This window comes from Salinimicrobium marinum (assembly GCF_014651535.1).
In the GTDB taxonomy this organism is placed as follows: Bacteria; Bacteroidota; Bacteroidia; order Flavobacteriales; family Flavobacteriaceae; genus Salinimicrobium; species Salinimicrobium marinum.
The window spans coordinates 229,255-243,067 of record NZ_BMXB01000002.1 but is presented as its reverse complement, the minus strand read 5'-3'; the positions used below and the strand labels follow the sequence as shown (position 1 = coordinate 243,067).

Below are 13,813 nucleotides of genomic sequence, written 5' to 3'. Positions count from 1 at the left end.
AAACAACAAATTTTTAGAAAGGAGAAAAGAGCCGTCTTGTTCAAGTTGAATTTCTCCAAAGTTCTTCCATCACTCGATGAATCCAAACCGATCAAAGATACCTCTGCTGGATAGGGCTTGCAGTATTTTGTATAAATATGAAAATCCAATTTCAGAATTCCTTTTGCCGGTGTATAGCAACCAAAAAACAAATAGTTACCTTAAAGAAATTGCAGAGCAGTGTAAGATTCCTAAAAAGCTTAGTTTTCACGTTGCCAGGCATACCTTTGCCACGACTGTCACCCTATCCAATGGAGTTCCTATAGAAACGGTTTCTAAGCTTCTGGGGCACTCCAAATTATCGACGACACAAATCTATGCAAGGGTTATAGATCAAAAGCTGGTAGATGATATGGATCTTTTGCAAACTAAGCTGTCTTAAAACTTACGGGTAAAAAAGAAAAAGATAAAGTTGTTCAGGATTTTCTCTTTAAGAAGCTAGTATATATATTTATTAAAACTAATTACCCTATTACCCACTTCTCGCTAACCGCTTATTTTAAAGATCTTTTGGTGGGTAAATAGAATGTTAATTTATCTACCCTATTTACCCATATTAGGTAATTAGGGTAAATAGAAAAAGTGGGGATTTTTCATACAATCCCACTGGATATGGGGTCTGGGTAAATAGAGAGATAGTTTTGTGATTTTTTTAAAACTTTAAATCCGATAATAATAAAAGAAGCGCAGCGGAGTGCTGCAAGCCCCACATCTACCGAACTAATTCTATGAAATGTCTACTGGAGAAGAAACTTTATAAACTTTGCAACCTCTGGGCGCAAGGCAAGAATGTCATTTCAATGAAAATCTTGCTTCCTCCCTTCTTTATTAACATTTATGAATGATCTACTTTTTTGATTTTTAATATCAATTCCTTCACAGAACAAAGACCTCATAACCTAATTAAAGTCGAACTCACTGGTTAGTGGGTATTCCGGGGCAAACTGTACAGGTGATTCCTGATTAAAGTGAACAGGTATTCCTGAGCAAAGTGTACAGGTGATTCCTGTGCAAAGTGAACAGGTGATTCCTGCTTCAAACTGTACACCCTATTCCGGGGCAAAGTGGACAGTCTATGATGATGATTTTAAGGTATATTAATGGGTTAAAACCCACCTAATATGGCCAATAAAAACATAGGATCAGTTATGATACGAGAAATCATCAGAATGAAAAATAATGGATTTTCTAATGTTGGAATATCCCAAAGTCTTGGAAAATCCAGAACTACTGTTATCCAATCAAATATCTCACAGCTTTTAAGGATTCGGGGTTTAGCTATAAAGAGCTTTTAGAGCTCTCCGATAATGACTTGTTTGATCTCTTTGAATCAGAAGATCTCCCGGCACCTAGCCCAAAAGATAACCTAGATAGTGAGCTATATGATTTTTTCCCCTATGTGGAAAAAAAGCTAAAACGTGTGGGGGTTACACGACATCTGCTGTGGGAGGAGTATCATCAAAAGCATCCCGAAGGAGTCATGTACAGTCGTTTCTGTTATCATTACAGGAAATGGCGCCAGAAGTCAGAAGGCTATATGCCTGCTGTTTATAAAGCAGGAGATAAAGCCTTCGTGGATTATGCAGGTAAAAAGCTTCATATTATTGATCCTCATACCGGAGAGATCATTCCGGTGGAAGTATTTGTTGCCACCCTGGGTGCCAGCCAGTACACCTATGGTATAATATATTATTGACGGGATACACGTATCGAAAAGATAAATATGTCCCTTTGTTTTTCATTTACTTCTTTCAGAACCGTTTGCATTACCTTTTGATGTGGCCTACATTTCAGGATTTAAAATTAGGAAAGGACTTATAAAAAGCGGAGCCAAGCATAGCGGCTTTATGCAGGCCGCTAATTTCAAATCCTGTTTCTTCATCATCAAAAGGTAAGGTGTTGAAGCCAGATGCAAATATTGAATTTCGGAAATTGCTTTTTCTGAAAACGAAAATTTGTTCTTTATTTCGAACAGCGGACTTGAGACAAAAAAGTTGTCCAATTTTTCTCATGCAATAAAGTATGATCTTTTTTGACTCGTGTCCAAGACTATTTAGTGAACCGCTTTTCCTGGAACGGAGCTTTTGCGCAGTGGAAGGAAATGTGGTGAGTGACATTTTAACTTATTAATTGTTTTGTAGTATAAGTGTCATCTAATTTTTAGAAAAGATGGTGATATAAATTTAGTTCTTATGCTTTATGTCTATTGATCTAAAATTTCGAACCGATAAATATTGTCTTTTTAAAAAATTCCAAGAACGTGGCTGTCGAAAATGCATTTAAACCTTTATTTTATTCTAATGGATACCATTTTAACCCTTATTGGCTACAGCTATCTTTATTTCACAGAGACTTCCAACGGGGTATATCCATTAGAGTGGATATACGTAGGTTTTCAACAACATTTAAAGCATTTAAAATCAGTATTTTAGACATTGAGGGAATTGAATGACATCGCTCTGCGTCTCACCCTCTTGCTATTCCCCTCCTCATTAAGAAGAAGGAAATAATCTACCAGTTTTTATCAAAATTTTCTAAAGCTATAAGTATACGTCCTGGTCAAAAAACAACATTATTTTATCTACAAATTGAGCCAACGCGCAGACCCATTTTCATAAAGCTGCTTTTCCTGTTTTAGAAGTGCTTTTTTCTGTACTCCCTGGGTGTGCAATTATTCAATTTCCGAAAAGCTGCATTAAAACGATTGATAGAATGAAATCCACAATCAAAAGCTATATCGGCAATTTTATCATTTATGGTAATTAACTTCCGTTGAGAGTGCATTATTCTTTCCTGAATTATATAATCATTAATTGTTGTATCAAAAGCTTTTTTAAAAATCACGTTAGCATAATCAGGGTGTAGCCCTATTTCTCTTCCAATATCAGTGATTTTAATGGGTTTCATAAAATTTTGAGCGATATACAATGCAATTTGTTCAACCTTGCTTATTTCATCTATTTTAATCTGTAAACGCTCATCCTTTTTTAGTGGGGAAAGCCTAGAGGTCAACCGAAGTAATCTCGCTCGCATTTCATAGAGAGTAGCTTCCGTTCGGTAATCTTCAGCAAGATCTTTTACCCAGTTTTCAAAAAGAAATTTATCATACGTCGAATTCTTTTCTGAATCTTCTATAACAACTTGACCTTTAAGTATTCTATCAACAAAAAAAGAAGGTAGTTTCCATTCTAAAAATTGTGTCAATGGAATAGTGCATACATAATACGGAGCAGATTTTGTAAAATTTACAATTTGGTGTGGTACAAGACCCCAGAACAGAGAAAAACTGTTTTCAGGAATGATGACTTTAGATCCTTGAAAAAGATAGGTGATGCTTCCACTCGTAAAATAATTTATTTCAATCTCATTGTGTCTATCCGGTTTTTTCATCAAGTTGGGCATCCATTGTTCACATGTTAAACCATATGGTCTAAATTCACTTCGTTTTTCATCAAATTTGTGTAATTTCTCGGTATTCGACATGTTTGTTTAGATATAAGATTAGTTATGTTAATATATCGATACTAAATTTACCCTTATTTAAAAAACATCCAGCTATTATCTGGAAAAATCTTGAAGGTCCATGCTAAGAATTAAAATTAAATATTTATTGATTTTTTTGATTGTCTTTTCTATAACAGTTTCTTGTAAGTCCATTGTAGAAGAAAAGGAGCAAAATTCAACCTCAGAGGTAAGTTATATTAAGCCCAGAATCATCAACACTACAGACCTGGGTGCCGACCCTGATGATAAACAATCAATGGTACGCCAGTTGGTAAGTGCTAACGAGTTTGATATCGAAGGGTTAATAGTCGCCACCGGGTGTTGGAGAAAAACACAAAGCAGTACTGAAATGTTGGACACCCTTGTGAATGCTTACGAAGCGGTATACCCCAATCTGAAAGTTCATGCCGAGGGATATCCCACTCCTGAATACTTAAGATCTATCTCTGTTATGGGACAGGATGAATATGGAATGGGTGATGTAGGGACAGGTAAAGATAGTCCAGGGTCTGAATTAATAATTAAAGCCGTAGATAAAGACGATCCACGACCTGTTTGGGTGATGGGGTGGGGAGGCATGAACACTGTTGCTCAGGCTATATGGAAGGTACGGGAAACAAGATCTTCGGCTGAACTAGAAAAATTCCTTACCAAATTGCGCCTGTTCGATATTCTTGGTCAGGGTGATTCGGGTGCCTGGATAGCCAAGAACTTTCCTGATGTTTTTTATATACGCGCTACGGGAGTGTACGGCTGGCAACCACCAAAAAATGGTGATTATCAACGTAGTGACATTCAAAGCCATGGTCCACTTGGCGCTGTTTATCCAGATACGAAATATGCTACTGAAGGAGATACGCCAGCGTTCATGCACATATATCCGAACGGACTTAATGATCCCGAACAAATTGACCAGGGCGGCTGGGGTGGCCGCTTTAGCTTCATCAAAAAAGAGGGTATCCGAAGTATGTCATGCGTGGAAAAAGAGAATGAAACCAAATATGACCCCTATTATATGTATGGGAACACCTCAGAAGGATCAGAAGCTATAAAGCGATGGAGTGAAGCTTATAACAATGATTTTGCAGCCAGAATGGACTGGAGCATTACCAATGATTATTCAGATGCCAACCATCATCCTTTACCTGTGTTAAATGGGGATCAAACCCGGCAGGTTATGAAAATTAAAGCTGCTCCCGGTTCAACTGTGGCACTCAGCGCAGCGGGTTCCAGTGATCCTGATGGTAATACTATTAGCTACTCCTGGTCCTTTTATGACGAACCCAGTTCCTATGATGGACCCGTAAAAATTCAAAATAGTTCCTCACACTCTGCCACTGTTGAAATTCCTGAAGATGCTGGAAATAAATCCATTCATGTCATACTGGAAGTTCATGATGACGGGGAACCAAATTTATATGCCTATCGGCGTGTGATAATTAGTGTCAATTAACTATTCCTGCATACTAATCTTTTATGTTTATTGGAAAATAGAAAACTATAATTTTAAGAGAAGAATGAAGTTCTTCAGTCTATTTATTATTTATTTCTTATTCCTATCAGTTTCGTATTCGCAACCTGCGACTATAATGGGAATTGTTAAAGATAAGTCTACATTGCTTCCGGTTAAAGGAGCTGAAGTTAAATTGCTAAAATCAGACATCAATGTTAAAACTGATAAACAGGGAAAATTTGAAATAGAAATTACTGCTCTATCAACTTCTCATCCTATTGATACACTAATTGTTTCAAATAATCGGTACTGGCCTCAGCGGATAAAATTACAGGTTTCAGATACATCAAATCTGGAAATTAAACTCAATGCAGTAAAGCACAGACTAATTGTGACTTCCGATCTTGGGGGCACAGATCCTGACGATGAACAATCGATGGTGCACCTGTTGCTTGGCGCTAACAAATTTGACCTGGAAGGATTGATCATGGGATTAGCTTGGTTAAAAGCTGATCAAAACCAGCCGGGAATTAAACCACTGGGAGCGATAATTGATGCCTACGAAAAGGTCTATCTAAACTTAAAAATACATGCTAATGAATATCCTAGTCCAGGTTATCTACGTTCCATCGTAGCCGTGGGACAAACCTTACCAAATATGTCGGGTGTGGGAGGTGATAAAGCTTCGCCGGGTTCAGAATTGATAATTAAGGTAGTTGATAATGCAGAGGATCCACGTCCGGTTTGGTTGAATGCCTAGGGAGGTGCAAATACTATCGCACAGGCACTATGGACAGTGAAACAAACCCGATCTAAAGAGGAGGTGTCTCAATTCATCAACAAGATCAGAATATATGACATACTTGGACAGGATGATGCTGGGGCCTGGCTGGCGAAAACTTTTCCTGATCTAATTTATATACGCACCAAATCTATATATGGTTGGGCTCCCTCTGATGATTGTGTAAGCTTCCCTTATAACTGAACCGTATAAAAGTAGAATAATTATTAAGGGTTGAGACGCTGCTACATTCAGTTTTAGTGACAAGAATAACAACCGAATAAAATAAGACATTAATAACGATTGATGCTGTCAAATAGCAGCTAAGAGTCTTCTTTGTTCCTAACTATCTTCACAATCCTGTTATATACAATTTCCGCTAAATTCCACTCATATCCGTTAAAGTTGGCCGTATTGTTAAATTGAATAATAACAGTATCCATGTTTTTGTGATATTTGGCAATGCTTTGATAGCCAGGAAGTAGACCTGTGTGTTCGTATTCGTAAAGCAAAGAGTAGATTTCCTGTTCCCCTTCATTAAAAACAGAACCATCGTTTAACGCCCTCAGAAATATTCCCACATCCTCTGCTGTAGCCAGCATTAAGCCTGTGTCTTCATATTTAAAATCTTCATCAGTGCCCACATAGTAACCACTCATGACATCTTCAATATCTACTTCAGTAAGCGAGCCGAAAGTGTTATTGAGCCCAAGAGGGTCCAAAATTTCCTCTTTAATATATTGCTGGTGGGGATAACCCAACGTTTTATCGATTAGGTCCTCAATCAACATATAATTCGTATTTGAATAACCATAATCTTCACCTGGTTCAAAGTCAGCTGGCAAATCCAGAGCATAATCAAGTGTCTCTTGCCTGCCTTCCGGAGGATTCACCCAGAAATCAGGATGGTCTACAAAGTTGGGAATGCCGCTTTGGTGCTGCAGCATCATTCTTAATGTAATTTTGTCCGAATATTCAATTCTGTCAGCAAGTTTCGGAAAGTATTCAGCGAGTGTTTTATCCAAAGAAAGGCGCCCTTCTTTTACTAGTCTTGTCGTAGCAACAGCGATGTAGAGCTTGGTGATACTGGCAATTTTGAATAAGGCTTGCGGATAGGCAGGTATTTCGTTTTCCCGATCATGCCAACCAGCGGCATAGAACTCCGGTGGCTTCCCGGCCTGGTCTATATAAACGATCATTCCATCAAACCCAAGATCGATTCCTTCATCTAATTGCTCCTGAACCGTGTCTGGTAATGGCATAATCCACGCCTTTACCAGGATCCATGGAACGAAATAAAGGGAGCCTATGCTTGCAATAATAAATGCTATTCGCAGAAATCGTTTTACTTTGTTTTTTTTTCATGATTTTAGATCGTAAATAGTATTGTTGACTTTCACAATTATTTCAAGTCAGGGTGAAAAACCAAATTAATTATTAGCGAGGTTATCAATTTCCTGGATGATACCATGGCCTGCATTTTTTAATTGCCCGTACTGATAGACCATAGCGTCCAATTGAAAGGCGGCCAGACTAATGACATTTCTATAGGGAGCAGAGGCTGTATATTCCGCAAAGACCTGGTAATATTCAGATTGGGGTGTGGCTCTTATTTTGAGGGAATCCTGTGGCAAGAAAGCAGAAGCCAGAATTAAGGATGTATCGAACCGGGTAGAAAGATAGGTCTCCTGATTTACAACATATTCGTTATAGCTCTTCTCATTTTCTGCAATGTCCTCTACCAGGCTGTGGTAGCTGATCAAAAGGGAATCCAGGGCGGTATTGTTGATCTTTCCAAAATAAACTGAATTCTTCAAGGCTTCATACCCGCCGGTATTGGGTTTGAAATAGTAATCTGCAAAGGCGACCCCGCAAGACATAAAAAGAAACAGGTCCTCATCTTCAGTTTTATTCAAAATTCGTACTCGAGCCTTTTTACATTGTGTGGCTATTTGTGTCCTATACTTTGTTAAGGTGTCCAGAATGCGTAGATCCTCTAAAGTGTGGACTCTTACTTTGCCCAAATATTCTTTTAAAGTTCTGTCATCTTTCCTGTTTTGATTCCAGTTGTTGATTTGCAAGGCAATTAAAATTCCGATCACAACAAGTATAATTTCGCCAATGGCATACAGTAAATACTTGCTGAACTTACTTTCGATAAGTAGTTTCTGGCGTATTTTTCTAAAGAACTTCATAATTGTTAATTATAGTGACAACTTATTAGAGGACATTTAAAAAGATCAAAATTATTCTTGGGAAGCAAAATGGTTTTTGCATTACCAGAGGAATGGACCCGAATGTTTTACCTAAAGGTCTGATCTTGTGTAAACCAATGTATTCTTTTTAATGTGCCATGATAGTTTTACATGTCGATCCCAGCAAAACCACTACGTTTTTGGAAGTGGCAAAACGAAAAAAAGTACGTTTATTTCAGCAATTACAGCCGTTCATTAATTTCTTTCATGGTTGATCAGTTTTAAAATTCCATCTATATCCTGCATTAATGGATAGTAATGTGCTTTTTCTGTTGCATAACTGGTGAGGATAAACATCAGAACGTTATTTTCAAATTCTGTAGATTTTAGTAAGCCCAGGTTACTTACGTCATTTCCAGACTTTGGAAGATCCAGATCGTCATAAACTCCCGCCTGCCTGAAAATTGTACTCAGGCTGCTCTCATTTGTCCGAAACATATCCAGAACCTTTTCTCTTTGAATTGCTAATTCTTTTTCTTGTCTTGAAATATCTTCCAAAGTAGCTGTCCAGTTTGTCAGCTTTTTTCGCAATTCAGTATTTGAAAGATTTTTCAAGTTACCCGAGTTGATCATTTCAAACAAGAGAGAATTGTTTGGATTAAAAGCAATATCTGAGGAAAATGTATTGTACAATAGTGTGGAAAATACTATTTCAGCGGGCAATTCATTCGCGGTGGTATATCTGAGTATTTCCTTAGCTCCAATGTAGTTGGCCTGATTGACTGCCATCAGTTCTGATAACTTCAGTTTACTCGTCTGGAATTCTTCCCTCAGCCCTGCTAGATAAATTTGTTCATTTTTTTCATTTATTCGATCCTGATTTCTGTTATTAATGGAGAGTGCAATTAAAATTCCAATGACAACCAGGGCAATCTCCCCCAGCGCATAGCCGAGATACTTGCTGAACTTATTCTTGTGTAGGAATCTTTTCCTAATATTTCTGAAGAACTTCATCGCGAAATATTTATTTCCTGTTTTTCCAGGTATCTGGATCCTTTTGATAAACAGAAGTTCGGATAGATTAGAGGAGCTAATAAATTTAGTTAATTTTTCTAAGACCCGAAACCTTTTTTAGTGTTGAATCTCGGTACTTAAGAATCTGATGAAAAGTACTACTTATAATTATCGCATCTTTTTTAAAATTCTTAAACAAACAGAAAATACTATATGTGACAGAATAATTTGATAAAGGAAAAAATTAACTTCACCAACCACCAAGAGTATTTTCAGTTGAGGAAATTAAGAGTTGATCACCCGAAGGTCCCTGGGAAAAGATGGTGATTGTCACCAGGTTCCATCCAAAATGTAAACCAATAGGCAAGTAGAGCGATCCTGCCACCCCGACGAACCTTATCGCAAAAGGACAAAAAACACTGTTAATCGTATGATTTTCAGTGTTTTTTTTACTGATATCAAACGATATCATATGAAATCACCTATTTCAGTGAATGATTCGGTGAATACATTCTTTCCACTAATTCACTACCTTAGAAGGACATGACGGTTGATTTGACTTTCGTCTTTACAAACTATTGTATCATTTAAAGACGCTTAAAATGCCTGATTTTACTACATTCTCCGTGCTTTTTTTACAAGAAAACTCAACCGGAACTCGAAAGACTTATCCATTTACGTAAGGATTACCGTAAATGGAAAATGCTCTGAAATGAGTCTTAAAAGAAAGACTCCAGTGAATGAATGGGAATTCCAAGAGGAAGACTAAAAGGAATAAGTACCTCAAAGAAGTCATGGTGTCTATTGGCATCAGAAAGAAAATTACATTTCACTCTGCCAGACATACTTTTGCTACTTTAGTAACCCTTTCAAATGGTGTTCCTATTGAAACTGTCTCAAAATTATTAGGTCATACCTAACTTTCTACTACTCAAATTTATGCAAGAGTATTGGAAATAAATTAAGTTCCGATTTCGGTAAATTGGATGAAATAATGGGAGAAAAGCATAAGGTTAATAGCAATTAATCTAAATGAGTCCGAATTATGGCAGAACACACTTCCTTCAATTACTTGTCAATCGATACTTCCAAAATTTCATTTTCAAGAGATCACCGAATCTGGTTCAAAGGTTCAATTTGGAAAGAAAATGAAAAATTCTTAGCCTGATTCCTGGTTTACTCTGAGTTTTGAAAGATACCTCTGGTCACTTTTATTCTCAAATTATAGAATAATAATAAGGTCCGAGGTAGTAAAAATTTTAATAATTTCTCCAAAATGTTTCCATATCATCATTCGGTAGGGCCGATATATTTGGTATAATTCCTATTTTCCTCAAAGATTGAATAACTTTTTGGTCGTTGGGAATGGAATATGGTGTTTGAGCTACTAAAATATAGTGTCCTGGCTGTATTGAATCTTGGATATAGAGAAGTCCATCTACAAAACCATTTTCAACCTTATTTTTTTCTTCCCATACAGGTTCTTTTATCGCATCTACAAAACTGCACAGACACTGTTTTACTTAATGCAGACGGTACAAAATGTTGTGAAGGGCCAACGATCTGCATCCCTTAAGTTGTAAGTTTATATAATGAACTGAAGTTGATACTTCGGATCAAATTGTGCCACTGAAGCATTTTTTTTCAAAAAAATTCACATTATTTGAAACCTTTTCAAAATTCTCAGGTCTTCATAATAAACACCATCAAAAACTTGGAAAAACTAACCGACGAAGAATTGATGAGGCAGGTTTCCAATGGCAACCTGGACTTTATGAGGCTACTTTATGACCGTTACCACCAGTGGATCTATAATTTTTTTATCCAGATGATCCACGATAAGGATGCCTGCGAGGATTTAATGCAGACCACTTTTTATAAGGCTATCAAATACCGGAAGTCTTATAAAGGCGGAAAGTTTGATTCCTGGATTTTCAGGATCGCCCGTAACCTTGGTTACGATTATTTTAAAGAGCAAAAAAACCGTTACATCCATGAAGACTGTGCCAATATTACTGAAAGCACAGAAGAAAATGATGGTAATGAAGATATTTTCAAGCTAAAGCTTGTGATGCAAAAATTATCCCCCGATGAACGGGAAATACTGGTACTCAGCCGCTTTCAGGAAATGCGCTACCTGCAAATCGCAGAGCTGTTGGGAAGTACTGAAAATGCAGTAAAGGTCAAAGCGCACCGTGCCTTAAAAAAATTAAAGAAATTGTTTTTTGAATCTGTTGAGATATGAAATGTAAAGAAGTACAAGCCGGAATTTTTGATTATCTGGAAGGCCAACTTTCAGAAGGCGAGACCAAGGGTTTTGAAAGCCATTTAGCACATTGTGCCAGTTGTACCAAAGAAGTTGTAGACAGCAAGATCCTACTGGAGACGATGGATACCATTCCTTTGGCAAAACCTGATAAAGGCCATAAGAAGTCCTTTGAGGAAATGCTTGAGCGGGAAAAACAAATCTTATACCATAAAAAGGATAGCTCTACAATACAGCCACATTTTTGGAAAACCGCCTTTCAAATTGCCGCAACAATTCTGTTGGTACTTACTGGATATCTCTACGGGGAACATCGAGGTACCCAAGTAGCTCAAACTCAAATTTCCCAACTAACAGAACAATCGCAGGAACTAAAAACAGAGATGACTTTGGCGATGCTGGACAACCGATCGGCCAGCAAGCGGATTCAGGCAGTGAATTATTCCGAAGATTTACAGATACCAGACAATAAAGTACTGGAAGCCATTATTGGAAGATTGCGTCATGACGATAATGTAAATGTTAGACTGGCGGCCGCCGGGACTTTATCCAGGTTCCAGGACAATCACCTGGTGAAAGATGCATTTATAGCAGCTCTGGGAACCGAAGAAAATCCAGACGTCCAGATTGCAGTAATCCAATTCCTCGCTTATGTGAAGGAAGAGCGTTCTGTTGCCCCCATGAAAAAACTTTTAAATCAACCTGAAGTACCGGATTATGTCAAGCTACAGGTGAACCAAGGACTTGCGCAAATTTTATAATCAATCAAAAATCGAAAACAATGAAACGAACATCCATCTTATGCCTGGCATTTATGCTAACAAGCTTATTGGCAAATGCACAAAAAGAATTCAAAAAATCCCTGAGCGGTATCTCCAGGATAGAGATTGAAACTGGTACCTCTATTTTCCTGAAAAAGAGTACATCTAATGAAATCATCATTAAAGAAGGCTGCAGCAATTGCGGAGACGTAGAAGAATTAGAACCAGAATGGAAAGAAAGCAATGAAAAAGCCGACGAAAAAGCGAAAGGCCTCACCCCTATATATGCTGGTGGGGAAGACAATACCGGAACGGGAATGTACCTGGAACAGAATGGCGAAGTCTTGCGCCTTATCGATCTAAAATCCTTTTATAACCGTAAGGGCCTTACTATAACAATACCCCCTTCAGTTTCCTTAAAGATAGATTGCGGTACCTTGGGCAGCGCAAGTGTAGAGGGCTTAACCAATGAGCTTGAAATAAACACCAATGTGGGCTTTATTAAACTCAACAATGTGACAGGCCCGGTTACGGCACACAGTGCTACAGGAAATATTGATGCTGTTTTTACCAGTGTTGACCAGGGTGCGCCCATCTCTGTAAGTTCCTCTACCGGAATGATCGACGTTAGCCTTCCTTCCAACACCAAAGCCACCATAGAACTTAAATCTACCATGGGGTCGGTATACTCAAATTTCGATCTTGTGAAACCAAGGGAAGATGGGCTAAAGGCCATAGGCGGCAATAAATCCATTTCAGGCAACATAAACAATGGAGGAGTCAAAATTTCATTGAAAGCTTCTGTGGGCAATATTTATCTACGAAAAAAGTAAAAACCATTCATCAATCAAAAAACAACAATTATGAAAAATCTAGTCTTATTACCTTTTATTGTACTATTTGTTACCGCTACCTATGGACAGCTAAACGTAGAAGAAAACTTCCGTGTTACCCCGGAGCAGCAAATCAGCTTGAATTTAAAATTCGCAGGCGAAATCACAGTTGTTCAATGGGACAAACAGGAAGTAAAGGTAAATGCCAGTGTATATGTGGATAATGGCGAGGGAAATAGTGCCTACAGTTTAAAGTCCAAGGAATCTTCGGAGGGAATCAATATATTTTCTGACTTTGGGAATTATTTTGAACAAAAGGAAAATACGGTAATCAATAATTGCAATAGTAAAACCGAAATAAGTTATGTGGTCTATGTCCCCAAGAATTGTAAGCTTAAGGTAAAGAGCATTACCGGTAACGTATTTTCAGAAAGCTTTTCAGGAAAACTGGAAACCGATTTAATAGCGGGGGGCGTAGAGCTAAAACAATACCATGGTGAGCTGGTATTAAAAACCATTAGCGGTAACCTGGATGTCACTATGGACAAAGCCAATATTGAGGCACAAACCCTTACCGGGACTATATATTCTGACCTTGATATCTCTACGACCCAAAATAGCAAGGAAAACGCAATGACCACAAAAGTCTCGGGCGCTGTTAACAATGGAGGGGAAAGGGCAAAACTTGAAACCATTTCTGGGAATATTTATATGCGCAAGGGATAACAGGAATTTATGTTTAAAATATGGCCTTTTGTATTTTAAATATAGAAGGCTTTTTTTTTCTCTGACCTTCTAGTTGGACAATTGAAAAAGTGATAAAATATTCCTAAAATACGCTCAACCCAACAAATTCTAGGACATTTACAATCACTGAATTTCCCCATGCCGTTCACACCATTCCCTTCCACTCCGCAAAAGCTCCGTTTCAGAATAAGCGGTTTGCAAGAAAGGTCTTGGACACGAG

General features: G+C 37.8%; 12 protein-coding genes and 3 pseudogenes. 10 read left to right on the top strand and 5 right to left on the bottom strand.

Annotation, left to right across the window (positions count from 1 at the left end):
* Positions 1 to 94 precede the first annotated feature (94 nt).
* Together IE056_RS05065 and IE056_RS05060 are read left to right on the top strand one after the other, a co-directional pair.
* Positions 95 to 421: pseudogene (locus IE056_RS05065) on the top strand (site-specific integrase); the annotation flags it as partial.
* Positions 422 to 1,438: 1,017 nt separating this feature from the next.
* Positions 1,439 to 1,735, top strand: a complete 297-nt coding sequence (locus tag IE056_RS05060) for a transposase (RefSeq protein ID WP_189603599.1) — start codon at positions 1,439 to 1,441, stop codon at positions 1,733 to 1,735.
* A 938-nt stretch (positions 1,736 to 2,673) separates the two neighbouring features.
* Here IE056_RS05060 and IE056_RS05055 read toward each other — a convergent pair.
* A complete protein-coding gene (locus tag IE056_RS05055) occupies positions 2,674 to 3,522 on the bottom strand; it encodes a helix-turn-helix domain-containing protein (RefSeq protein WP_189603598.1) in 849 nt (282 codons plus the stop codon).
* 100 nt (positions 3,523 to 3,622) lie between these two features.
* Here IE056_RS05055 and IE056_RS05050 point away from each other — a divergent pair, with 100 nt between their 5' ends.
* Both IE056_RS05050 and IE056_RS18590 read left to right on the top strand, forming a co-directional pair.
* A complete protein-coding gene (locus IE056_RS05050) occupies positions 3,623 to 4,996 on the top strand; it encodes a nucleoside hydrolase-like domain-containing protein (RefSeq protein WP_189603597.1) in 1,374 nt (457 codons plus the stop codon).
* A 64-nt stretch (positions 4,997 to 5,060) separates the two neighbouring features.
* A pseudogene (locus IE056_RS18590) lies at positions 5,061 to 5,981 on the top strand (nucleoside hydrolase-like domain-containing protein).
* A gap of 119 nt (positions 5,982 to 6,100) precedes the next feature.
* Here the strand turns inward: IE056_RS18590 and IE056_RS05035 are convergent.
* The 4 genes from IE056_RS05035 to IE056_RS05020 form a co-directional block, all read right to left on the bottom strand.
* Complete coding sequence (locus IE056_RS05035; protein WP_189603594.1) at positions 6,101 to 7,039, bottom strand: serine hydrolase domain-containing protein; 939 nt, start codon at positions 7,037 to 7,039, stop codon at positions 6,101 to 6,103.
* Between the two features lie 168 nt (positions 7,040 to 7,207).
* Complete coding sequence (locus IE056_RS05030) at positions 7,208 to 7,972, bottom strand: DUF6090 family protein (protein ID WP_189603879.1); 765 nt, start codon at positions 7,970 to 7,972, stop codon at positions 7,208 to 7,210.
* Positions 7,973 to 8,227: 255 nt separating this feature from the next.
* Positions 8,228 to 8,986 (bottom strand): DUF6090 family protein, encoded by a 759-nt coding sequence (locus IE056_RS05025; protein WP_189603593.1) that lies wholly within the window; start codon positions 8,984 to 8,986, stop codon positions 8,228 to 8,230.
* A 250-nt stretch (positions 8,987 to 9,236) separates the two neighbouring features.
* Positions 9,237 to 9,458, bottom strand: a complete 222-nt coding sequence (locus tag IE056_RS05020) for a hypothetical protein (protein WP_189603592.1) — start codon at positions 9,456 to 9,458, stop codon at positions 9,237 to 9,239.
* 147 nt (positions 9,459 to 9,605) lie between these two features.
* Here IE056_RS05020 and IE056_RS18750 point away from each other — a divergent pair, with 147 nt between their 5' ends.
* From IE056_RS18750 to IE056_RS04990, 6 genes and pseudogenes are all read left to right on the top strand, one after another.
* The gene (locus tag IE056_RS18750) at positions 9,606 to 9,755 is read left to right on the top strand and encodes an Arm DNA-binding domain-containing protein (RefSeq protein WP_189603866.1); all 150 of its coding nucleotides are present in this window, start codon (positions 9,606 to 9,608) and stop codon (positions 9,753 to 9,755) included.
* Positions 9,754 to 10,013, top strand: a pseudogene (locus IE056_RS18745) (tyrosine-type recombinase/integrase); the annotation flags it as partial. The gene IE056_RS18750 and the pseudogene IE056_RS18745, both read left to right, overlap by 2 nt.
* Positions 10,014 to 10,700: 687 nt before the next feature.
* Positions 10,701 to 11,231 (top strand): RNA polymerase sigma factor, encoded by a 531-nt coding sequence (locus IE056_RS05005; protein WP_189603591.1) that lies wholly within the window; start codon positions 10,701 to 10,703, stop codon positions 11,229 to 11,231.
* Positions 11,228 to 12,013, top strand: coding sequence for a HEAT repeat domain-containing protein (locus IE056_RS05000; protein WP_189603865.1), 786 nt, complete (start codon positions 11,228 to 11,230; stop codon positions 12,011 to 12,013). Before IE056_RS05005 ends, IE056_RS05000 begins: the two co-directional genes overlap by 4 nt.
* A gap of 20 nt (positions 12,014 to 12,033) precedes the next feature.
* Complete coding sequence (locus IE056_RS04995) at positions 12,034 to 12,846, top strand: DUF4097 family beta strand repeat-containing protein (RefSeq protein ID WP_189603590.1); 813 nt, start codon at positions 12,034 to 12,036, stop codon at positions 12,844 to 12,846.
* Positions 12,847 to 12,876: 30 nt separating this feature from the next.
* On the top strand, positions 12,877 to 13,572 hold the full coding sequence (locus tag IE056_RS04990) for a DUF4097 family beta strand repeat-containing protein (RefSeq protein WP_189603589.1): 696 nt from the start codon (positions 12,877 to 12,879) through the stop codon (positions 13,570 to 13,572).
* Positions 13,573 to 13,813: the final 241 nt, after the last annotated feature.